The following is a 19941-nucleotide window of genomic DNA, read 5'->3' on the forward strand; positions in this document are numbered from 1 at the left end:
GGACGTAGTCGTCCCGGGCGCGGTCATCCCGAGCCGTCCGTCATCGGGCACCGGCCGTCAGTCGTCGCTCGGGCCCGGGTCGTCCGGCGCGTCCATCTCGCCGGTGGGCTCGGTGGGCCCGAAGGTCTTCGGCGGGTTCCTGGTCATGAACACCCCCGGCGGAAGACCCTGGTAGACGCCGGTCTGCGTCTCCTCGTCGTAGGCGATGTCCTGCGGCAGCACACCTCCCGAACCGGTGGTGGCGGTCAGGAACCGGAAGGCCAGCGGCGCCGGGCCCCGCAGACCGGTCAGGTCCGGCAGGTCCGGGGCCGTCCCCCGGTCCAGCGGAAACCTGTCCTCGGGCCTGTCCAGGACCAGGCCCGTCCCGGTGCGCTCACCGGGCATAAATGTCATGGTCATGACTCCCCCTTCGCTTCGGAGGGACGGAAACCCCCCTTTGGGTTTTCTCCGCCCGACGGCGGCCGTAAGCCGGTTTTCCGGCCATAGCCCGGCCCGTACAGGCCAACGAACCGGCAGGCATTCGGTTTCGCGGGTCCGCGGCCCGCGCCGGGTCTCGCGGAGAGCCGGGCTGTGGCTGACCGCGCGCGGGACCTTTCGCCCCCTTTCCCCGGCCGCACGGCGTGGGATACCCCTGGGGCGGGCGTCCGGTGGGCGGACGCGCCGAGGAGAGGAGCGGACATGGCCGGGGAGCGGTTAGCGGACGGCTGGCGGGTGGACGAGCGGTGCACGAACTGCGATGTGGCCAGGCAGCTCGCGCCCGGTCTGATCGGCGAGGCGGGTGGCCGCTCGGTCGTGCTGCGCGAGCCGCGCGACCGGGCCGAGGCAAAACGGCTCCACGCCGCCGCGCACGCCTGCCACACCCGGTCCGTCCATCCACCGGGCGGGCGGCTGGAGGAGGTTCCCGACCCGTTCCCGATGCCGCTGGACGCCGGGGACGGCACGGACGGCACGGACGGCACGGACGGCACGGACGGCCCGGACAGTGCCGTGTACCTGTGCGGGCACAACTCCCGGCAGACGGCCGGCGCCAACTCCTATCTACTGCGCCGCCCCGACGGCACCGTGATGATGGTGGACACCCCGCGCTGGAGCCCGTCCCTGGCCAGGCGGTACGAGAAGCTGGGCCCCGTCACCGACGTGCTGCTCACCCACCGCGACCACGCCGCGCACGGCCGCCAGTACGCCGACGGCTTCGGCGCGCGGCTGTGGATCCACGAGGGCGACCTCGACTCCGCCCCCGACGCCGACCGCGTACTGCGCGGCACGGAGCCGGTGGAGATCGCCGACGGCATGGTCGCCCACCCCCTGCCCGGGCACACCGAGGGCAGCGTGCTCTATCTGGCGGACGACCGGTACTGCTTCACCGGCGACAGCTTCCACTGGTCGCGCACCACGGGCGACATCGAGGTCTTCGACACCGTCACCTGGTACTCCGTGGAGGAGCTGGCCGCCTCCCTGGAGCGGGTGGCGGGACGGATCAGCTTCGAGTGGCTGCTGCCCGGCCACGGCGACCGACGGCACCTGCCCGCCGGTGAGATGACCGAGCGACTGCGTCAACTGGCCCTGCGAGCAGGGGAGTTGACGCAGCGCCCGGTGGACTTCAGGGCGATCCGCTGGTGACGGCCCCCCGGCGGGCGTACGGCCCGGGCGGCCCCGGCGGCCGGGACAGCCAGGTCCGTCCGCCCGCCGGGGCGCGCACCGCGCTCACGCCGCTCACGCCGTCGTGGCCGGCTCCCCGACATCGTCCAGCGCGCACCGGATGAGGGTGTCGGCGGCGGCGCGGGCGTGGCCCGCCATGTCCGGGTCGCGCGATATGGCGGCCGTGGTCTGGGCGCCCTCGGCGAGCAGTACGAGCTGGGGTGCGAGATGGTCCGGGCCGCCCGCGGCCCGGACCAGTCCGGCCACCTCGCGCCCGAAGGACTCCTTCTGCTCGCGCACCGCCCCGGCGATCCGGTCGCTGCCGCCGCCCAGCTCACCGAACACGTTGATGAAGGCGCAGCCCCGGAAGTCGTCCTCGCGGAACCAGTCGGCCAGGAAGTCGAAGACGGCCAGCAGCCTCTCGCGCGGCGTCCCGGCCCCGCCGACCGCATCGGTGATGCCGGCGTTCCAGCGGTCCGTGCGGTGCCGCAGGACGGCGACGATCAGCTCCTCCTTGGAGGGGAACAGCGCGTAGATGCGCTTGAGCGAGACGCCCGACTCGCCTCGGACGGCGTCCATCCCGACGGCCTGCACCCCCCGGGCGTAGAAGAGCCGGTCGGCCGCGGTCACCACCCGTTCGCGCGCTGTCTGCTCATCGATCACGAGAACTCCCCTTGCAAAGAGAACCAACGTTCTCTACTGTAGTCGACAGAGCGAGAGAACGACCGTTCTCCGCAGCGGAGAGGATGCTCCCATGGGCTACGTCAAGGTCGGCAGCGAGAACACCACCGACATCGAGCTGTACTACGAGGACCAGGGATCGGGTCAGCCGGTCGTCCTCATCCACGGCTACCCGCTCAGCGGCCACAGCTGGGAGCTCCAGACCAGGGAGCTGCTGGCGGCCGGGTACCGCGTCATCACCTACGACCGCCGCGGCTTCGGGCAGTCCAGCAAGGTCGGCGAGGGATACGACTACGACACCTTCGCCGCCGACCTGAACACCCTCCTGGAGACGCTGGACCTGCGCGACGTCATCCTGGTCGGCTTCTCCATGGGCACCGGCGAACTGGCCCGCTACGTGAAGACCTACGGCCACGAGCGGATCGCCAAGCTGGCCTTCCTGGCCTCGCTGGAGCCGTTCCTGGTGCAGACCGACGACAACCCCGGCGGGGTGCCGCGCTCGGTCTTCGAGGGCATCGAGGAGGCCGCCCGCGCCGACCGCTACGCCTGGTACACCCAGTTCTTCAAGGACTTCTACAACCTGGACGAGAACCTCGGCACCCGCATCAGCCAGGAGGTCGTCACCGCCGGCTGGAACACCGCCACCTCCTCCGCGCCCGCCGCCGCCTACGCGGTGGTCCCCGCCTGGATCGAGGACTTCCGCGAGGACGTGGCCGCCGTCCGCGCCGCCGGCAAGCCCTCCCTGATCCTGCACGGCACCGGCGACAACATCCTGCCCGTCGACTCCACCGGGCGCCCCTTCCACAAGGCCTTCCCGGAGGCGGAGTACGTCGAGGTGGACGGCGCGCCGCACGGCCTGCTGTGGACGCACGCCACCGAGGTCAACGAGGCCCTGCTGGCCTTCGTCGGCAAGTGACCGTCCGACGGGCGGTCCGGGTGCGGGGTTCAGGGGCCGGGCTCGCCGCGAGGCGGGCCCGGCCTCCGGGCGTCGGAGCCTCTGAGCAAAACATCAGCGCAGGGCGCGGGCGGAGAGGCGGTAGCGCAGGCCGTCCCCGTCCGGCGCGGTGAGGACGTGGAGGCCGCCGTCCTCCAGGACCCGCAGGGCCTCGCGGTCCGCGATCCCGTCCGACGGCCGGCGCCGCAGGACGGCGGCGGGGTCCGGCCCGCCGGGGTCGTACGGCTCGCCGGGCCCGTACGGGCGGACCGTGCCGGGCGCGGCCCAGGGCGCGTCCGGGGGCGGGTCGATGCGGTCGGCCAGGCGCGGGGCCTGGGCGCGTATCCAGCGCAGGGCACGGCGGGGGTTGCGGGCCCGGTGGCAGTCGAGCAGCCACTCCCGGTGGGTGTCCGCGTCCAGGACGGTGACCTCGCACCACACGCCGCCGACACCGCCGGAGGTGCGGGCTGCGGCCACGGCGAAGCCGGTCAGCGCCGCACTGACGGTCATGATCAGCGCACCCAGACACAGGGCGGTGAAGTCCATCGCGCTCACGTCCCCTCGCGCGAGGCGCGCAGCTCGAACCAGACCCGTTTCCCGGCCGGTTCCGCCCCGCCGGTCCAGCTCACACCCCAGGCGTGGCTGAGCGCCTCCACCAGGAACAGCCCGCGCCCGCCGGTGTCGTCCTCGGCCGCGTGGCGCGGGCGGGGCACGCCGCTCTGGTCGCCGTCCCACACGGAGACGACCGCGCCCAGCCGCGTGACGGCGGCCCCGACCCACAGGTGGGGTACGCGGGTGTGCACGACGACGTTCGTCACCACGTCGCTGACCAGCGTGCGGGCGGTGTCCAGCAGCCCGTGGTGCCCGGCGGCGCACAGCCACGCCGCGACCGCGTCGCGGGCGACTCTCGGGGTGGTGGGCAGGGCGGGCGCGGTCAGCCGGTAGACGGCGGTGGCGGGTCTGCCGGGTGCGGTCACGGTCATCTGCGTCTTCTCCCAACGCGGTTCGCTTGCGTCTCGTCTGCGAAGCACGCGCGCCCACCACCGTGGCTCGGCCGCCCTCCCCCGCCCACGTCGGTACGCGGGCAGGGGAGGTCAACTGCACTGCGGGTTCACTGGTGTTCACGCTGCGCTACCGAGGACCATAGGACACTCGGGATAAACATGACTACCGATTCGCGCGGATCCATGTGGATCCCCTTGGACCACTTCACTCGTAAGAGGGCAGACTGTCGCCATGCCACCGAGGACAGTGACGACCGCCCGGCAACGGCGACTTGGCACCGAGCTGCGCAAGATGAGGGAGGCGGCCGGGTACAACGCCCGCGAGGCCGCCGCGATCCTCGGCATCGACCACACGAAGATCAGCCAGGTCGAGACCGCCCGCTTCGGCGTCAGCGCCGACCGGGTGCGGTTCCTGGCCAGCGCCTACGGTTGCGAAGACCAGGCGTACGTTGAGTCGCTCGTCTCGATGGCCAAGGACCGCACCAAAGGCTGGTGGGAGAAGTACCGGGGCATCTTGTCACCGGGGTTCCTGGACGTTGCGGAACTGGAGCACCATTCCGCATACCTGCACACCTACCAGATCACGCACGTGCCAGGAATCGCTCAGACGGAGGAGTACGCGCAGGCAGTATTCGAGTTCGGATCCCCATACAGGCTTTCAAGGGAACAGAAGGAAGCACGGGTTGAGCATCGAATCCAACGCGCAAACATCTTGGACCGGGAAGAACCCTTCGAATACAAAGCCTTGGTGCACGAAGCCGCCCTGCGCATGCGTTTCGGCGGCAGAGAGGTGACCCGTTCACAGCTTGACCACCTGGTGGACATGTCCGAGCACCCCAGGTTCTCGGTACGCGTGATTCCGTTCGAAGCAGATGGCTTCGCTGGATCGGGGCAGGCCGTTCTGTACGCGGGCGGCCCGGTCGAACAACTCGACACCGTCCACTTGGACTCAACACTCGGTCCGGTCTTTCTTGACGCGGACACTCATCTGAAGGCTTACCGAAGCATGTTCTCCAGGATGGAGAAAAGAGCCTTGAGCGTCAGGAAGTCACGAGACTTCATCAGGGAAGTCATCCAGCAGCTTTGAGAGGCGAAGGAATGCTTGAGCAGGCGTGGCAGAAGTCTTCTTTCTGTGGCGGAGAAGGCGGGAACAACTGCGTGGAGCTTCGCTCCGACGCCGGGGCGATCCGGCTCCGCGAGAGCGAGCGGCCCGGGCAGACCATCGCCACCACGACCGCCGCGCTGCGGGCGCTGATACTCAGCGCCAAGGCAGGCGAACTCGACCACCTCACACACTGACCTCGGAGGGCGAGCCCGACATGTCCGCACCCATCGAGTGGTACGCCGCGTCCTGCGGCCAAGGCGGCGGGAACAACTGCATCGAGATCGCCCGGGACGGCGATCGCGTCCTCATGCGCGAGAGCAGCAAGCCCGACGAGATCGTCGTCACCACGCCCGCCAAGCTCGACGCCTTCCTCAAGGGCATCAAGGCCGGCGAGTTCGACCACTTCGTCGACTGAGCACCGGCCCGGGGACACCAAGGCCCGCCGGGCGCGGTACGTGGGCCCGTGACACGAAGGCCGGACGGGCCGGGCAACGGCTCCGCGCAGGGGACACGACGCACCATCTATCCCCTCTAGACGTTAGAGTCCAGAGGGGCTAGATTCTCTGTGGGCGCAAAGGAGGCCACCCCATGGACATGTACCGAGTCATTGCCCGGCGAGTCACCGGCGGATGGCAACTACACGTCCGCGACACGGACATGGAACCTGTGTGGACCAAAGGCCTGCACGGAGCTCTGGACGTGGCGCGGCAGGCCATCTCCCAGGCGACGAACGAGCCTCCGGACTCGGTCCAGGTGGCCATGAGCTTCGACCTCGGACCGGAGCTGTCCCCTGCGGTCCGTTCAGCCGTACAGGCCACGGTCGACGCGCACAAAGCGCAGGTGCGGGCGGCTGCGCAGCTGCGCGAGACGGCGCGAAGGCTGCGGGAAGCGGGGCTCACGGGGCGTGACATGGCCCAAGTGCTCGGGGTCTCACCGCAGCGTGTCTCCCAGCTCCTGAGCCGTCCTGCGGGAGACGACGCATCCGACGGCTGAGCGGGCCCGCCCCGGCGGGCCCGGCTCGCCGGGCCGTCAGCGCGCCGGGCCCTCCACCACCTGCTTCAGCACCTGCGACGCCTCCCGGTCCGATATCTGCGCGTACACCTTGTCCGGCGCTCCCGAACCGCCCTTCCGGTAGCCGATCTTCGACGGGCACTGCGGTTGCGGAGTCCTCGTGATGGTGTCCACGACGCGTCCGGTGCGCAGTTCGTAGACGGTGTAGGTGAACGTCTGGGAGTACATCGGGTAGGCCTCCTGCGGATCCAGCCGGCCGGACTCCGCGTACTCGCAGTCGCGCTCCCGCTCCTCGCCCCGCTCCCCCTTGCCGCAGGCCAGCAGCTCGATCTCGGAGACCGGGGTGGTCTTCGACAGATCCGGCAGCCCCTCGAAACTCACGCGCTCCTGCAGCACCGTGCCGGTCATCACGTCCTTGTCGGTCCGGTATCCGGAGCGGAAGACGGCCGTGCGGTGCGGTCCGTCGCCCGAGTACCTCGCCGCCCCGGGGTGCCCGTCCCCGATCTCCGAGCACAGTTCGGAGAGCTGGACCACGGTTCTGATCCTCTCGGTCCTCGGCTCCGGGGAGGCGTCGGCCTTCCCTCCGGAGTCCCCCGAGCAGGCGGCCAGTGCGGCCAGCAGCCCGCCGACGGCGAGTGGAGCGGTTACGCGTCGTGCCATCGGCATGAGACCTCCCAGTCCCCGTCGCGCCCACGGCGCACGCCCGTGAGCCCCCGTCGGGTGAACCGCCCTGCCGTGGGCGGATTCCGCCGGTCAACCTGTCACCCCGCGAGCGTAGCGAACGCCACACAGGCGGATGGGTGAACCCAACGCCCTTACTGGGGTGGTCAGTTGTCGAAGCGGCTGCGGGCGGTCTCGATGTGGGCGAGGTAGCGGTGGGTCCAGTCGCACATCACGTCGACCGCCTTACGCAGGGCCCGGCCCGGCTCGGTGAGGGTGTACTCGACGCGCGGCGGCACGGTGGGGTGCACCGTCCGCTCGACCATGCCGTTGCGCTCCAGCATGCGCAGGTTCTGGGTGAGCATCTTGTGACTGACGCCCTCGACCTCGTCCCGCAGCTCGCTGAACCGCAGGGTGCGCTCCCCGAGGGCCTCGATGATCAGCAGGGCCCACTTGTTGGCGATGTCCGAGAAGATCTCCCGCGCCAGGGTGTCCGCGCGCCGCAGGTCCGCTTCCTCGGGGGAGTCCCCGAACTGCTTGGTCACCATGAGGTTCCCCAGTCACTTATAAGTGCGTTCTTCCAGGTCAGCGCAGACTCTCCTACGGTTTCCGGGTAACCGCAAGTGACCACGGGTGCCCACGGGCGCCCGGATGAGGAGACGGACCGACATGGCCATCACTCTGGTGAACCCCGACGGACTGCCCGCCATCGACGTCTACCGGCAGGTGTCGGTCGCGTCGGGCTCGAAGCTGGTCTTCGTCGCCGGGCAGGTCGCCTGGGACGCCGAGGGGAACACGATCGGCGCGGGCGACCTGGCCGCCCAGGTCGAGCAGTGCTACCTCAATGTCGCCACCGCCCTGGCCGGGGTCGGCGGGACCTTCGACGACGTGGCGAAGCTGAACGTCCACGTCGTCGACTGGACCCCCGACAGGATGCCCCTGCTCCTGGACGGGATCTCCCGGGCCGCCGCGAAGCTGGGGACCACCCCGGTCCCGCCGGCCACGCTGCTGGGCGTGGCGGCGCTGGACGTACCCGAGCACCTGGTCGAGGTCGAGGCCACCGCCGTCCTGGACTGAATGGGGTATGCCGGTCCGGCCTGCTCTCCCGCGCCCGGTTCGCTCACGGGGAGATTTCAGGACGACGGGACATGAAAAAGTTGCCACCTATAAAATTTGCCGCTCAAGAACCTGGTTCACGAGGGAAGCAATGAGCAACGAACCACAGAGGCGGAACCGGTTACGTCTCGCGCGGCGACGGCCGGCTCCGGATCGCGTCCGACCACGACTGCGTGAAGAACGTTCCGAGGCCGGAGCTCCACGAGGACGGAGCGCTTGGCAACGCATGCGAGGGGCCAACTGGACACACGCCATCACGGTCACCGGAACAGCACTTGCCGCTGTCGCAGCCATCGGAGGACTTTGGGCACAAGCCGTCACCTCGTACTGGACCCAGCAGACGGCGGAGGACCAGCTGTCCCAGTCCAAAGAGGAGAACGTTCGCCAGGTGCGGGACCAGGCGTCGAAAGTGACCTACTGGGGTGGCGGCGGTTCGGCGTTCCACTGGGGCGGAACCGGCCATCTTCCCTCAAGCGGTGATGGCTCATCGGCTCTCCATGTACTGAACAGGTCACCCGACCCGATCCCTGCGGCGCACATCGCCATTGAAATCACCAAGAAGGATCCCGAATCGGACCACATTTCTCGAAACGTATGGGTGATATCACTGAACAACATCCCTCCCTGCACCCACATCGAATACCCGCAGTCCAAGCTGCACCTGGGGTATGTGCAACCTGCAGGCGAAGAGGTCAAGAAGGTTTTCAACGAGGACGGTATCTGGGCCCCCGTCGCCATGCACATCACCGATACTCGCGGAAGACAATGGAGACGCACGCAAACATCCCTCAAAGAGGGACCAATGCAGAAGGTCATCAGTAAGGCCCTCGAAATGAGGAACAACATCTGGGGCGCAGACGCAGAGACACACAAAGCCGAGTCCTGCTCTGGGAAGGAGTGAGGAGAATTAACGGCCTACCGCACTGGATGGCGTGTCGATGGCGGTGTCCGCCTCCCGGATCGGCCGCAGACACAGCGCGGTGCCGGGGACGGGCACATGGACGGGGTGGACGAAGTTCTCGGAGGGTCGGCTCATGGGCCCGTCCGGCTTCCGGGGCGCTCCACGGTTGCCGCGTGGGCCGGGCACATGAACGGGCCACGTCATCCTCCCCGTAGAGGTGGGGCTGTACGTCCCGCAGAGCACCGCAGAGGGCACGACCGCATGAAAGCCCCCGCGAACGGGGGCCGTTCGGTGACCTCGGCGACCCGCTGAGAGACGCCGTTCACAGCCGCCGGGGCAGGCGGGACGGGTGGGCACCGGCGGCGTCTCAGTGCTGGATCAGGCCGCCGACCGGGACGGGGGCGACGTGGCCGGTCGGCGGAAGGTCCCGCGCCAGCGCGAGGCCGACGTCAACCAGTGACAACCGGGGCAGACCGGTGACCTCGGGGACCGGGGTCCAGACCGACTCGACGATGTCGCCGTCCGGTTCGGGCCGGAGCCGGCCGCCTGTGATGCGGACCCGGTAGAAGACGCCGACGTTCTGGTGTACGACTCCCTCACGCGTGGCGGTCGCGGGGATCAACCGCGAGTCCACTCCCAGCAGGCGGTCTACCACCCCCGAGCAGCCGGTCTCCTCGGCGACCTCCCGGATCACCGCGTCGAACGGGTCCTCCCCGTGCTCGACCCCGCCGCCCGGGAGAGTCCACCTGCTCCCACCGTCCGTCAGTAAGTGGCGGGCGAGCAGCACCCGCCCGTCCTCGACGCACACGGCATACGCCGCCAGCCGGAAACTCATCCCCACTCCTCCCGCCGGAACTCGTCCGGCGTCCATGGTTCGCGCATCACCACACGGAACGGAACCAGACGAGCGTGAACACCGCCAGACGGCCCCGCGCCTCGCCGTCCCGGGGACGTGTCAGGCGACGGGCGGCAGGGCGAGCCAGTCCTGCCAGGTGATGTCGCGGCCCAGGTAACGGGGCCGGCGGAAGGGCCAGTCGGCGTCGATCCACCGCGGCACCAGCTCGTCGAGCGCGCGCTCCTCCTCGCCGCCGACGAGGTCGTCCACCACCCACCAGGAGATGTCCGCATCGGAGCCGGTGCGCTCGGGCGGGTCGATGTAGACGCAGCCGTAGAGCGCCGTCTCCTCCGCGTTCAGCAGGGCGTAGTTGAACGACTGGTGCGCGGCGATCTCCTTCTCGTGCCGGAGCAGGTCGACGCGGTCCTCCTCGTAGGTCATCGTCTCGGCGGGCCAGCCCCAGGCGGGGCCGAAGATCTCCCACAGGCGCTCGCGGGAGCCCATCACGGCGGGGTAGTCGATGGCGGTGTCCGCCTCCCGGATCGGCCGCAGATGCAGCGCGGTGCCGGGGACGGGCACATGGACGGGGTGGACGAAGTCGTCGGGGAGCCAGCTCATGAGAGCCGAAGCTACAGTCGGCCGGCGCGGAACGCCCCGGCATTTTCCGCGCCCGGCGCCGGGCGCGGGCGGCACGGGCACCACGGCGGGCGGCACCGGGCTCCGACGAGACCGTCCGCGTCAACCGACCACCCCGTGCGTCTCAGCGATCCGTCTCCGGGCCGAGTGATCCAGCGGGCAGACCCAGGCCCCGGGCCTCGTACGAGCGCACGAGGCGGGCCAGTTGCCGCCCCACCGTCAGCAGCGGCTCCTCGCTGCGGGTGACCTGGGCGGTGACTTCGGCGCCTTCCAGGGCGCCGATGACGGTGGTCGCCAGCTCCCGGGCGTCCTGGGAGGAGAAGCCGCAGCGCAGCAGTTTGTCGGAGACCAACCGCTCCCAGCCGCGCAGAGCTTCGGCGCACACCTGCTGGATCTCCGAGTCGGTCCCGAGCGTCTCCAGGGCGGCGGCCGTGACGGGGCAGCCGTCGATCCAGCCCGACTCGCGCAGATCGCCGGCCAGTCGCCGGGCGCAGGACGTCACCGCCTGCGCCGGGTCGTCCTCGCCGTCCAGCGCCTGCCGCAGGAGCGCCGCGAACTCCTCGCCGCTGTGCCTGATCGCGGCCACGGCGACGGCTTCCTTGCCGCCCGGGAAGAAGTGGTAGACGGAGCCGAGGGTGGCCTGCGCCTCCCGGGCGATCTGCTTGATCCCCGTGCCGACGTAGCCCTGGCGCTGCAGGAGGCGCGCTGCCGCGACGACGATCCGGTCCCGTGTGCTGGTCTGCATGCGGCCACCGTATCGGCCGACTGAGTAGAGCGTTCGTTCCACCGTCGTGGTACCTTGCCGCCACGCTCTGAATAGAGCGTTCGTTTTAGCAAGGGATGGAGACCTCTTCATGAGCAGCACCGAGCAGTCGGTCACCGTCATCGGGCTCGGCCCCATGGGGCAGGCCATGGCCGCGGCCTTCCTGGACCGCGGGTACGCGGTCACCCTGTGGAACCGCACCGCGTCCCGCGCGGACGCCTTAACGGCCCGCGGTGCGGTCCTCGCGCCGAGCGTCGAGGACGCCCTCACCGCGAACGAGGTGGTGATCCTCAGCCTCACGGACTACGCCGCGGTGTACGACGTGCTGGAGCCCGCCGCGACGGCGCTGTCCGGCCGGGTCCTGGTCAACCTCAGCTCCGACACCCCCGAGCGGGCCCGGACCGCCGCCCGCTGGGCGGCCGGACGAGGCGCCGTGCAGCTCACCGGAGGGGTCACGGTGCCGCCCTCCGGCATCGGGCAGCCCTCCTCGGCGACCTTCTACAGCGGTCCCCGGGAGGTGTTCGACGAGCACCGTCCGGTGCTCGAAGTCGTGACCGGCCGGACCGAGTACCGGGGGGAGGACCCGGGGCTCGCCGCGCTCTTCTACCAGATCGGCATGGTCATGTTCTGGACCTCCATGCTGAGCTACTGGCAGGCGATCGCCCTCGCCCACGCGAACGGCCTGACAGCGGCCGACATCCTGCCGCACGCCACCGACACCGCGAACTCGCTTCCCGCCTTCTACGCCTTCTACGCCGAACGCATCGACGCCGGCCGGCACCTCGGCGACGTGGACCGCCTGGCCATGGGGACGGCCAGCGCCGAGCACGTCCTGCACACCAACGCCGACGCGGGTGTCGACACCACCCTCCCGGCCGCGGTCGTCGAACTCTTCCGGCGCGGCATGGACGCCGGCCACGCCGGAGACAGCTTCTCCGCCCTGGTGGAGTCGATGAAGAAGGCCGAGGCGTAAGCGCTCTTCCCCGCCCCCTCCGCACGGCACCACCACGGCCCTTCTCCGGCCCTCCCCGACCCGCTCGGCCTCTTCCGCACCCGGTACGCCGACGCTTTGCGGCTCCACAGCTTCTTGAGGCTTTCCGAACTTCGATCGAGCGGTGGACGGGCATCCTGCCCGAAAAGTCTCACAGGGAAGTTCAACGAAACAATTCAATGCAGGCATCACGACAAGGAGGCCCGAAATGAAGTTCCACCTTGAGGTCGACATGGACGACGCGGCGTCCGCAGAGGAATCCGCCCGCGAACTGGGCCGGATCCTGAGGTACTGGGGAGGGAACCTCCACCGCTATGCCCTGCGGCCCGGCGACGGCTCGGCCGTCCACGACTCCGGCTACCGCGAGGTCGGCCGATGGAGCATCATCTCCACCGACGGGTCCTGAACCACGCCCGCTCCCCGCCCCGGCCATGTCGAAGAGGAGCCTGTGCCGAAGAACTCCGAGGCAGTGCCCGCCGCCGCACCGAAGCGGCGGCGCCCGCCCGCCCGCAAGCGGGCCGGAATCGGACTCCTGCTGGCGAGTGCCACGGCCCTGTACCCCGCCGTCAGCGGAGACTGGCACCAAACAGCCGCCCGGTTCGAGCACACCAGCGGCCGGGGGCCGCTGCACTCGCACACCGCGCAGGGCGCCACCTCCGTCCACTCGCCCGGGCACACGCCGTGGAACGCGACCTTCGGCAGCTACGTGCTGTGCTCGGCGGGCGGTGCGGACGTCGAGATCGAGGACATCCGGTACAGCGCGCCGGTCGGGCCGCAGGACGTGAGGTTCGCGCTGCGCACCGTCTCCGCGAAGGACCGGGCCTCCTCCCCGGCCGTCACCCCGGTCGGCGCGGCGCTGGGAAAGCCTCCGGACCTGCACAGCGGCCCCCTCCCCGGCCGCCTCGCCGACGCCGGCGCGGGCAGTCGCGTCACCCAGAGCTGTGCCGAGGAGGACGAGGAGGGAGCGGGGTTCACCGAGCTGCTGTTCGTCCTCCGGGTCGGCGAGTCGGGCGGATGGATCGACCGGGCCTGGATCGACTACCGCATCCACGGCCGTCCGTACACGCTGAGGCTCGACTGGCAGATGATCGCCTGCGGAGACGACGTTCCTCCCGTGAACGGGGACGAGACCTGCACCGGGACGGCATAGCCGTCCCCGCACGGGCCGCCCCGTGTGCGCCCCGCCTCTCCGCATCCCTCGTCCCCCCGGCCGCACCCGCCACCCGCGGGGGCGCCGGACCCGTTCCGCGAAACCGGTTCCGTTTCCATGCACGGCGAGCCCCTGATTCACACCTTCCGGTGACACGGCGGCTCTCCGGGACCCGCCGGCCCCCGGCCGCGGCCACGCTGAGGCGGACTCGACACCCCCCGCGAACCCCGGAGCGGCCCCATGCCCAGCACCGACCTGCCCGGCCCCGGTTCCCTCCTGCGCCGCACCCTCGGCGAACGGCGCATCGCCCTGGTCGCCTGGCGGCTGCTGGTGCTCCAGACCGCGCATCCGGTCGTCGCCGCCGGGATGAGGGACCACTCCACCTACCGGGCGCACCCCTGGCGCCGCGTGCAACACACCATGGACAGCGGCAAGCGCCTGTTCTTCTCCGACGCCGACAGCCTGCGCCGGGAGGTAGCCCGGCTGGAGCGCACCCACCGCCGTATCCGGGGCGCCGACGGGCGGGGCGGGACGTACACGGCCGAGGACCCCGAGGTGCGCGCCTGGGTGCTGGTCACCCTCTACGAGTCGATGACGGCGATGCGGGAGCTGTCCGGCGACCCGCTCTCCCCCGGGCAGCTCGACGAGCTGTACCGGGAGTTCCTCGCCGTCTGCGGCGAGTTCGGGCTGTCCGGCGACGTCCTGCCGCCGACCGCCGCCGACGTGCCCGCGTACGTCGACCGCATGGTCCGCGAACGGCTGGAGTACGGCGACGAGGTGAGGTACCTGCTGTTCGGCATCCTCCGCGAGGCGCCCTGCCCGAGCCGGCTGCGGCGCCTGCGGGGCCTGTGGCCGCTGCTGCGGCCGGTGATCGCGCGCACCCTCGCGGCGCTGACCGTCGCCGATCTGCCGCCCGCCTTCCGGGAGCGCTTCGGGCTGCCGCGCCCGCGTGCGGCGGCGCTGCTGTCCCGCGTCCTGCACCACGGCGCGCGGCACCTGCTGACCCGGCTGCCGGACCGGCTGCGCCACCGCGTGCCGCCCACCGGGGCCGTGCCGCGTCCCCGGGCGCCGCGGCCCCCGCGGCACGACCCGCGCCCGCCCCGGCTGGACGCCTTCTTCCGGCAGGTCATGGACCAGACCGGGGACGGGTACGTCGACGCCGCCGACCTGCGGGCCATGGCCCACAACGCCTGCTGGCAGCTGGAGCTCACCACCGAGCGGGAGGACGAGGTCTACGCCGCCTTCGACGCCTGGTGGCGGCACATCGGCGCCACGATGGACACCGACGGGGACGGCCGGGTCGGCCGGGCGGAGTTCGTGGCCGCCACCCTCGCGGGCTGCGACCGCGACCCGCGCTACCTGGAGGACGGCCTCCACATCGCCGTACGCGCCCTCTTCCGCGCGGGGGACACCGACGGGAGCGGGGAGATCGGCCCCGACGAGTACCGCGCGCTCTTCGGCGGCTCCCGGGTGCACCCGGCCGAGCTGAACGACGGCTTCCGGCAACTCGACGCGGACGGCGACGGGCGGCTCACGGAGGAGGAGTTCGTGCGCGGCTTCACGGAGTTCTTCACCGCCCGCGCCTCGACCGTCGCGGGCGGCAGGCTGCTGGGCCGCCCCTGAACGGCGGCGCCTCGGCCGCGGAATTGCTTTGCGTGCCGGGCCGCCGGTCGCCGACGATCGGCCTGTCGCACGACAGGGGGAGACCGGCATGAGCGCACGGCTGCGCGGGATCGCGAAGCAGACCGAGGAGATCGTCGAGCGGGGCCGGTACACGGCGCCCGGGGGCCGGGAGGTGTCCATCGCCGGGGCGGTCGCCGCGGCGATGGAGGGGACCGCGCTGTTCGGCCCCGAGCCGGTGCCCGTGCCCGATGTCGCATCCGGGACCAGGGCCGCGTCCGGGGAGCGGCTGTCCACCGTCTTCGAGGTGACGGGGGAGAGCAGTCTGGAGGCCGCCCGCCGGCTGGTCGGCGGCGGTCCCGGTGACGGTGACGGCCCGGACCCCGGCGGCCCGGTCGCCGTCCTCGACTTCGCCTCCGCGCGCAATCCGGGCGGCGGCTACCTCAACGGGGCCCAGGCGCAGGAGGAGGCGCTGTGCCGTGCCTCCGCGCTGTACGTCTGCCTGCTGCGCGCCCCCGGGTACTACGAGCACCACCGGGCCGAGCGCAGCCCCTTCTACAGCGACCGCGTCATCCACTCGCCCGGTGTGCCGGTCTTCCGCGACGAGCGCGGGGAGCTGCTGGAGGAGCCGTTCGAGGTGGGCTTCCTCACCTCGCCCGCGCCCAACGCGGGCGTCATCGCGCGGCGCGCCCCCGAGGAGGCCGGCCGTATCCCCGGCGCGCTGCTCGTACGCGCCGAGCGGGTGCTGGAGGTGGCCGCGGCGCAGGGCTACCGGCGGCTCGTGCTGGGGGCGTGGGGCTGCGGGGTGTTCCGCAACGACCCGGCGGTCGTCGCGGGCGTGTTCCGCTCGCATCTGGCGGATGGCGGCCGGTTCGCCGGGCGCTTCGCGCACGTCGTCCTCGCCGTCCTCGACCGCCGTCCCGACTCCCCGACCCGGGCGGCCTTCCACCGGGCCTTCGACGGACTCGCCGGGTAGCCGCCCGTGCCGTCCGGAAAGGGCGACACGGGGAAACGGAAGCGTTTCGATACTTTTGCGTTTCACTCGACCGGCTCATACACTCCTGGTGTACGAAACCGTTTCGTTTGTGTTGGAGAGCCAGGATGACCGACCAGCCGGCCACAGCACCCGGCCGACGCACCCGGCTGACCCCCGAGCGGGAGCTGGAGCTGTTCACGGCGGTGGTCGAGCTGGTGCGCGAGCAGGGCTACGAGGCGCTGACGATGGACGCGGTCGCGACGCGCACCAAGTCCAGCAAGGCCACCCTCTACCGGCAGTGGGAGAGCAAGCCCAAGCTGGTCGCCACCGCCCTGCGCCATCTGGGCAAGAGTCACCCGGAGGACATCGACACCGGCTCCCTGGCCGGCGACCTCCGGCAGATGGTGAGCGACTTCATCTCCCACGCCAGCGAGGACACGGCCCTGCTGAACGGCCTGGCGCACGCCGTCTCCAAGGACCCCGAGCTGTGGCAGGCGCTGTACGAGCTGCACATCCGGCCCGGCCTGGACGCGCTCGACACCGTGGTGCGCAGGGCCGCCGAGCGCGGGGAGCTGGATCCGGACAACCCGGCGATCGAGTTCGTCCCGCACCTGGTCATCGGGGCGCTGAGCACCCGCAAACTGATCGAGAACCGGGACTCGGACACCGACTACATGGAGCGCTATCTGCGGGCGGTGGTCTTCCCGGCGCTCGGCATCTCCTGACCGGCCCCGTCCCACGGGCACTTCCGAGACCCACCAACCCCTTCCGACCACTTCCTCCGACTCAGGAGTCCTCACTCTCATGGCCACGTTCCTGTACCGGCTCGGCCGCCTCGCCTTCCGGCGGCGCGGGCTGGTCGCCCTGTTGTGGGTGGTGGTGCTGGCGGTCGCGGGCGGCTTCGCCGCCTCCGCGTCCTCGGCGGCCTCCGGCAACATCACCATTCCCGGCACCGAGGCGCAGAAGGCGTTCGAGCTGCTGGAGGATCGTTTCCCCGGCAGCAACCCCGACGGCGCCACCGCGCGGGTCGTCTTCAAGGCGCCCGACGGCGAGAAGATAACCGACCCGGAGAACAAGGCGGCCGTCGGCGAGGTCGTCGCCGAGCTGGCGAAGGGCGACCAGGTCCAGCAGGCCGTCGACCCCTTCCGGGCCCAGGCCGTGAGCCCGGACCAGACCATCGCCTACTCCCAGGTCACCTACGAGGTCTCCGGCTTCGAGCTGACCGAGGAGTCGCGCGAGGAGCTCAAGGCCGCCGCCGAGGACGGCCGGGAGGCCGGGCTGACGGTGGAGACCGGCGGTGACGCGATGGCGGCGATCCCGCACACCGGCGCCGCCGAGGTGATCGGCGTGGCCATCGCCGCGATCGTGCTGCTGATCACCTTCGGCTCCCTGGTCGCCGCCGGGCTGCCGCTGCTCACCGCCCTGGTCGGCGTCGGCGTCACCGTCGCGGTCATCACCGCCGTGACCGTGCCGTTCGACCTCAACACCACCACCCCGATCCTGGCGACGATGATCGGCCTGGCCGTCGGCATCGACTACGCGCTGTTCATCGTCTCCCGCTACCGCGCCGAACTCGCCGAGGGGCGCGAGCCACTGGAGGCCGTCGGCCGCGCCACGGGGACGGCCGGCTCGGCGGTGGTCTTCGCCGGTCTGACCGTCGTCATCGCCCTGGTCGGCCTGTCGGTGGTCAACATCCCGATCCTGACCAAGATGGGTCTGGCCGCCGGCGGTTCGGTCGTCCTGGCCGTGCTGGTCGCCCTGACGCTGATACCCGCACTGCTCGGCTTCGCCGGGCAGAAGGTCCTGCCGCGCAAGCAGCGCGCGAAGGCCGGCGAGGACGGCCAGGACGGCGAGACGGCCACGGCCGTCGAGACCAAGGACGGCGCGGGCACCCGCTGGGCCCGCTTCGTGCTGCGCCGCCCGATCGCGGTGCTACTGGTCAGCGTCGTCGGACTCGGCCTGCTGGCCGTCCCCGCCAAGGACCTCCAGCTCAACCTGCCCGACGACGGCTCCCAGCCCACCAGCACCACCCAGCGCCGCGCCTACGACCTGATAGCCGAGGGCTTCGGCCCCGGCACCAACGGCCCGCTGATCGTGACCGTGGACGCCGAGGACAGCGACGACCCCCAGGCCGCCGCCGGCGCCACCGCCGAGAAGCTCCAGGGCCTGGGCGGGGTCGCCGCCGTGATGCCCCCCACGTTCAACGAGGCCGGCGACACCGCGATGATCACCGTCATCCCGAAGTCCGCGCCCAGCAGCGCCGCGACCGAGGACCTGGTCCACGACATCCGCGAGCAGGCCGACGACATCGCCGAGACCACCGGCGCCGGCGTCCTGGTCACCGGGCAGACCGCCATGGCCATCGACGTCTCGCAGAAGCTGGACGACGCCCTGGCGCCCTATCTGATCCTCGTGGTCGGCCTGGCGTTCCTGCTGCTGACCGTGGTGTTCCGCTCGATCCTGGTCCCGCTCAAGGCGGCGCTCGGCTTCCTGCTCTCGGTGGTCGCCGCGCTCGGCTCGGTCGTGGCGGTCTTCCAGTGGGGCTGGCTGGCCGACGTCTTCGGCGTGGAGCAGACCGGCCCGGTCATGAGCCTGATGCCGATCCTCATGGTCGGCCTGGTCTTCGGCCTGGCGATGGACTACGAGGTCTTCCTCGTGACCCGGATGCGCGAGGCCCACGTCCACGGCGAGACCCCGCACGAGTCGGTCGTCACCGGCTTCAAGCTGGGGGCGCGCGTGGTGACCGCGGCCGCGCTGATCATGATCAGCGTCTTCGCCGGGTTCATCGGCTCCTCCGAGTCGATGATCAAGATGATCGGCTTCGGTCTGGCCGTCGCCGTCCTCTTCGACGCCTTCGTGATCCGCATGGCCGTCGTCCCGGCCGTCCTGGCGCTGCTGGGCAAGTCCGCCTGGTGGCTGCCGCGCTGGCTGGACAAGGTCGTGCCCAACGTCGACGTCGAGGGCGAGAAGCTCCAGCGCGAGCTGAACGGCTCCGCCGAGAAGGCCGGCGAGCGCGAGCCGGTCGCCGCGCGCGACTGAGCGGTACCCGAGCCCGGGGCCGCCGCCGCGAGCGGAAGGCGCGGCGGCCCCGGCCGCACCGGCCCGTGGGGACGGGGAACGGTGCGGCATCCGGGGCCCGGCAGCGGTTCTCCCGCCAGGGAGGCACCGCTGCCGGGCCCCGGTCGCGTACTGGTGTGGGGCCGCCCGGCGGGCGGCCCCACACCTCGTCTCCCCGTTCCCCGCTACCGCCGCGCGCTGCGCTTGACCAGGTAGGCGGCGGTCAGGCAGACGGCCGCGATGGCGAGGAACACCAGGGCGATGGTCAGTCCGCCGGGGAGGCTCGCCCCCCTGGCGAGGAGCGCGGGCTCGCCGCCCTGCGCGGCGTCGGTGTACCAACTCACTGCGGTCTCCCTTCCGGAGGAATCCACATCGAGGGCTGTTCCGGCCTCCCCCGGGCGCGGGCGCGCCCGGGGGAGGCCGGAGCACGACGGGACGAGGAGTCAGAACGGCAGCCGGCCGCGGGCGCGGCGGCCCGCGGAACCGCTGCGTCCCACCGCGCGGGAACTCTTGTGGAACGGCTTGCTCATCCAGCGCCCCAGAGGGCCGGGGGCCTTGCCTCCCGCCCGGGCGCCCAGCCCCAGGGAGCGCTGTGTGCCGCGCTCGGGGTGACGGGACAGGCGCGGCACCACGAAGGCCAGAGCGGCCAGGACCACGCACCCGGCTATCACACCGGCGACCACCATGGTCACTCCTCACGTCGTTTCGTATCCGGTCGTATCGCTCCGTGTCGTCTCGACCACCGAAGCCGTGTGTTCGGTCCGTCTGCCCCGGCTCGTGCCCGGCATCCCTGAGAACCGGATCGGTGGGCATAAGCGGACCGAGAGGATTTTCGATTCGGGCGGAAGTCCGGCAGGCCGGAA

Annotated in this window: 27 protein-coding genes; 15 read left to right on the forward strand and 12 right to left on the reverse strand. The window is 71.2% G+C overall.

Annotated features, from left to right (window positions below; genetic code table 11):
• Positions 1–57 precede the first annotated feature (57 nt).
• On the reverse strand, positions 58–399 hold the full coding sequence (locus BM237_RS19175) for a hypothetical protein (RefSeq protein WP_245793768.1): 342 nt from the start codon (positions 397–399) through the stop codon (positions 58–60).
• 279 nt (positions 400–678) lie between these two features.
• On the opposite strand from BM237_RS19175, the gene BM237_RS19180 reads away from it, so the two are divergent.
• Entirely contained in the window at positions 679–1620 is a 942-nt protein-coding gene (locus BM237_RS19180) for an MBL fold metallo-hydrolase (RefSeq protein WP_093850932.1), read from the forward strand.
• A gap of 93 nt (positions 1621–1713) precedes the next feature.
• Here BM237_RS19180 and BM237_RS19185 read toward each other — a convergent pair whose 3' ends face one another.
• The gene (locus BM237_RS19185) at positions 1714–2301 is read right to left on the reverse strand and encodes a TetR/AcrR family transcriptional regulator (protein ID WP_093850933.1); all 588 of its coding nucleotides are present in this window, start codon (positions 2299–2301) and stop codon (positions 1714–1716) included.
• 91 nt (positions 2302–2392) lie between these two features.
• Here BM237_RS19185 and BM237_RS19190 point away from each other — a divergent pair, with 91 nt between their 5' ends.
• A complete protein-coding gene (locus BM237_RS19190; RefSeq protein ID WP_093850934.1) occupies positions 2393–3235 on the forward strand; it encodes an alpha/beta fold hydrolase in 843 nt (280 codons plus the stop codon).
• Between the two features lie 93 nt (positions 3236–3328).
• On the opposite strand, the gene BM237_RS19195 is transcribed toward BM237_RS19190, so the two are convergent.
• Together BM237_RS19195 and BM237_RS19200 are read right to left on the reverse strand one after the other, a co-directional pair.
• Positions 3329–3808, reverse strand: a complete 480-nt coding sequence (locus BM237_RS19195) for a hypothetical protein (protein WP_139238130.1) — start codon at positions 3806–3808, stop codon at positions 3329–3331.
• Positions 3805–4236, reverse strand: a complete 432-nt coding sequence (locus tag BM237_RS19200) for an ATP-binding protein (RefSeq protein ID WP_093850936.1) — start codon at positions 4234–4236, stop codon at positions 3805–3807. The genes BM237_RS19195 and BM237_RS19200 overlap by 4 nt, the downstream gene beginning before the upstream one ends.
• Positions 4237–4489: 253 nt before the next feature.
• Between BM237_RS19200 and BM237_RS19205 the strand changes: the two genes are divergently transcribed.
• The 4 genes from BM237_RS19205 (at position 4490) to BM237_RS19220 (ending at position 6355) form a co-directional block, all read left to right on the forward strand.
• Positions 4490–5344, forward strand: a complete 855-nt coding sequence (locus BM237_RS19205) for a helix-turn-helix domain-containing protein (protein ID WP_093850937.1) — start codon at positions 4490–4492, stop codon at positions 5342–5344.
• An 11-nt stretch (positions 5345–5355) separates the two neighbouring features.
• Positions 5356–5556, forward strand: coding sequence for a DUF397 domain-containing protein (locus tag BM237_RS19210; protein WP_093850938.1), 201 nt, complete (start codon positions 5356–5358; stop codon positions 5554–5556).
• A 20-nt stretch (positions 5557–5576) separates the two neighbouring features.
• Positions 5577–5777, forward strand: coding sequence for a DUF397 domain-containing protein (locus BM237_RS19215; RefSeq protein WP_093850939.1), 201 nt, complete (start codon positions 5577–5579; stop codon positions 5775–5777).
• 173 nt (positions 5778–5950) lie between these two features.
• The gene (locus tag BM237_RS19220; protein WP_093850940.1) at positions 5951–6355 is read left to right on the forward strand and encodes a hypothetical protein; all 405 of its coding nucleotides are present in this window, start codon (positions 5951–5953) and stop codon (positions 6353–6355) included.
• A 36-nt stretch (positions 6356–6391) separates the two neighbouring features.
• On the opposite strand, the gene BM237_RS19225 is transcribed toward BM237_RS19220, so the two are convergent.
• Both BM237_RS19225 and BM237_RS19230 read right to left on the reverse strand, forming a co-directional pair.
• The gene (locus tag BM237_RS19225) at positions 6392–7033 is read right to left on the reverse strand and encodes a hypothetical protein (protein ID WP_139238131.1); all 642 of its coding nucleotides are present in this window, start codon (positions 7031–7033) and stop codon (positions 6392–6394) included.
• Between the two features lie 167 nt (positions 7034–7200).
• Entirely contained in the window at positions 7201–7581 is a 381-nt protein-coding gene (locus tag BM237_RS19230; protein ID WP_093850942.1) for a winged helix-turn-helix transcriptional regulator, read from the reverse strand.
• 121 nt (positions 7582–7702) lie between these two features.
• On the opposite strand from BM237_RS19230, the gene BM237_RS19235 reads away from it, so the two are divergent.
• Both BM237_RS19235 and BM237_RS29000 read left to right on the forward strand, forming a co-directional pair.
• Complete coding sequence (locus tag BM237_RS19235) at positions 7703–8110, forward strand: RidA family protein (protein ID WP_093850943.1); 408 nt, start codon at positions 7703–7705, stop codon at positions 8108–8110.
• A 265-nt stretch (positions 8111–8375) separates the two neighbouring features.
• Complete coding sequence (locus BM237_RS29000) at positions 8376–9050, forward strand: hypothetical protein (protein WP_139238132.1); 675 nt, start codon at positions 8376–8378, stop codon at positions 9048–9050.
• 6 nt (positions 9051–9056) lie between these two features.
• On the opposite strand, the gene BM237_RS30345 is transcribed toward BM237_RS29000, so the two are convergent.
• The 4 genes from BM237_RS30345 to BM237_RS19255 form a co-directional block, all read right to left on the reverse strand.
• Positions 9057–9185 carry a hypothetical protein gene (locus BM237_RS30345; protein ID WP_281253941.1) on the reverse strand — a complete coding sequence of 43 codons (129 nt, stop codon included), beginning with the start codon at positions 9183–9185 and terminating at the stop codon, positions 9057–9059.
• A gap of 232 nt (positions 9186–9417) precedes the next feature.
• Positions 9418–9885, reverse strand: a complete 468-nt coding sequence (locus BM237_RS19245; protein ID WP_093850944.1) for an NUDIX hydrolase — start codon at positions 9883–9885, stop codon at positions 9418–9420.
• 120 nt (positions 9886–10005) lie between these two features.
• Entirely contained in the window at positions 10006–10503 is a 498-nt protein-coding gene (locus BM237_RS19250) for a GNAT family N-acetyltransferase (protein WP_093850945.1), read from the reverse strand.
• A 142-nt stretch (positions 10504–10645) separates the two neighbouring features.
• Complete coding sequence (locus tag BM237_RS19255; protein ID WP_093850946.1) at positions 10646–11266, reverse strand: TetR/AcrR family transcriptional regulator; 621 nt, start codon at positions 11264–11266, stop codon at positions 10646–10648.
• A gap of 109 nt (positions 11267–11375) precedes the next feature.
• On the opposite strand from BM237_RS19255, the gene BM237_RS19260 reads away from it, so the two are divergent.
• The 7 genes from BM237_RS19260 to BM237_RS19290 all read left to right on the forward strand — a co-directional run bounded on the left by BM237_RS19260 (position 11376) and on the right by BM237_RS19290 (position 19060).
• The gene (locus tag BM237_RS19260; RefSeq protein ID WP_093850947.1) at positions 11376–12257 is read left to right on the forward strand and encodes an NAD(P)-dependent oxidoreductase; all 882 of its coding nucleotides are present in this window, start codon (positions 11376–11378) and stop codon (positions 12255–12257) included.
• A gap of 226 nt (positions 12258–12483) precedes the next feature.
• Positions 12484–12681 (forward strand): hypothetical protein, encoded by a 198-nt coding sequence (locus BM237_RS19265; protein ID WP_093850948.1) that lies wholly within the window; start codon positions 12484–12486, stop codon positions 12679–12681.
• A gap of 42 nt (positions 12682–12723) precedes the next feature.
• The gene (locus BM237_RS19270) at positions 12724–13425 is read left to right on the forward strand and encodes a hypothetical protein (RefSeq protein ID WP_245793770.1); all 702 of its coding nucleotides are present in this window, start codon (positions 12724–12726) and stop codon (positions 13423–13425) included.
• Between the two features lie 240 nt (positions 13426–13665).
• Positions 13666–15048 carry an oxygenase MpaB family protein gene (locus BM237_RS19275; protein ID WP_093850949.1) on the forward strand — a complete coding sequence of 461 codons (1383 nt, stop codon included), beginning with the start codon at positions 13666–13668 and terminating at the stop codon, positions 15046–15048.
• A gap of 88 nt (positions 15049–15136) precedes the next feature.
• Entirely contained in the window at positions 15137–16021 is an 885-nt protein-coding gene (locus tag BM237_RS19280) for a TIGR02452 family protein (protein WP_093850950.1), read from the forward strand.
• 125 nt (positions 16022–16146) lie between these two features.
• Positions 16147–16746, forward strand: a complete 600-nt coding sequence (locus BM237_RS19285) for a TetR/AcrR family transcriptional regulator (RefSeq protein WP_093850951.1) — start codon at positions 16147–16149, stop codon at positions 16744–16746.
• Between the two features lie 79 nt (positions 16747–16825).
• Positions 16826–19060: an MMPL family transporter gene (locus BM237_RS19290; RefSeq protein ID WP_093850952.1), complete on the forward strand. Its 2235-nt coding sequence runs from the start codon at positions 16826–16828 to the stop codon at positions 19058–19060.
• Positions 19061–19263: 203 nt separating this feature from the next.
• Here BM237_RS19290 and BM237_RS29365 read toward each other — a convergent pair whose 3' ends face one another.
• Together BM237_RS29365 and BM237_RS19295 are read right to left on the reverse strand one after the other, a co-directional pair.
• Positions 19264–19422, reverse strand: coding sequence for a hypothetical protein (locus BM237_RS29365; protein ID WP_175541062.1), 159 nt, complete (start codon positions 19420–19422; stop codon positions 19264–19266).
• A gap of 99 nt (positions 19423–19521) precedes the next feature.
• Positions 19522–19764: a DUF6411 family protein gene (locus BM237_RS19295; RefSeq protein WP_093850953.1), complete on the reverse strand. Its 243-nt coding sequence runs from the start codon at positions 19762–19764 to the stop codon at positions 19522–19524.
• Positions 19765–19941 lie beyond the last annotated feature (177 nt).

This window comes from Streptomyces mangrovi (assembly GCF_900114215.1).
GTDB classification, from domain to species: Bacteria; Actinomycetota; Actinomycetes; order Streptomycetales; family Streptomycetaceae; genus Streptomyces; species Streptomyces barkulensis.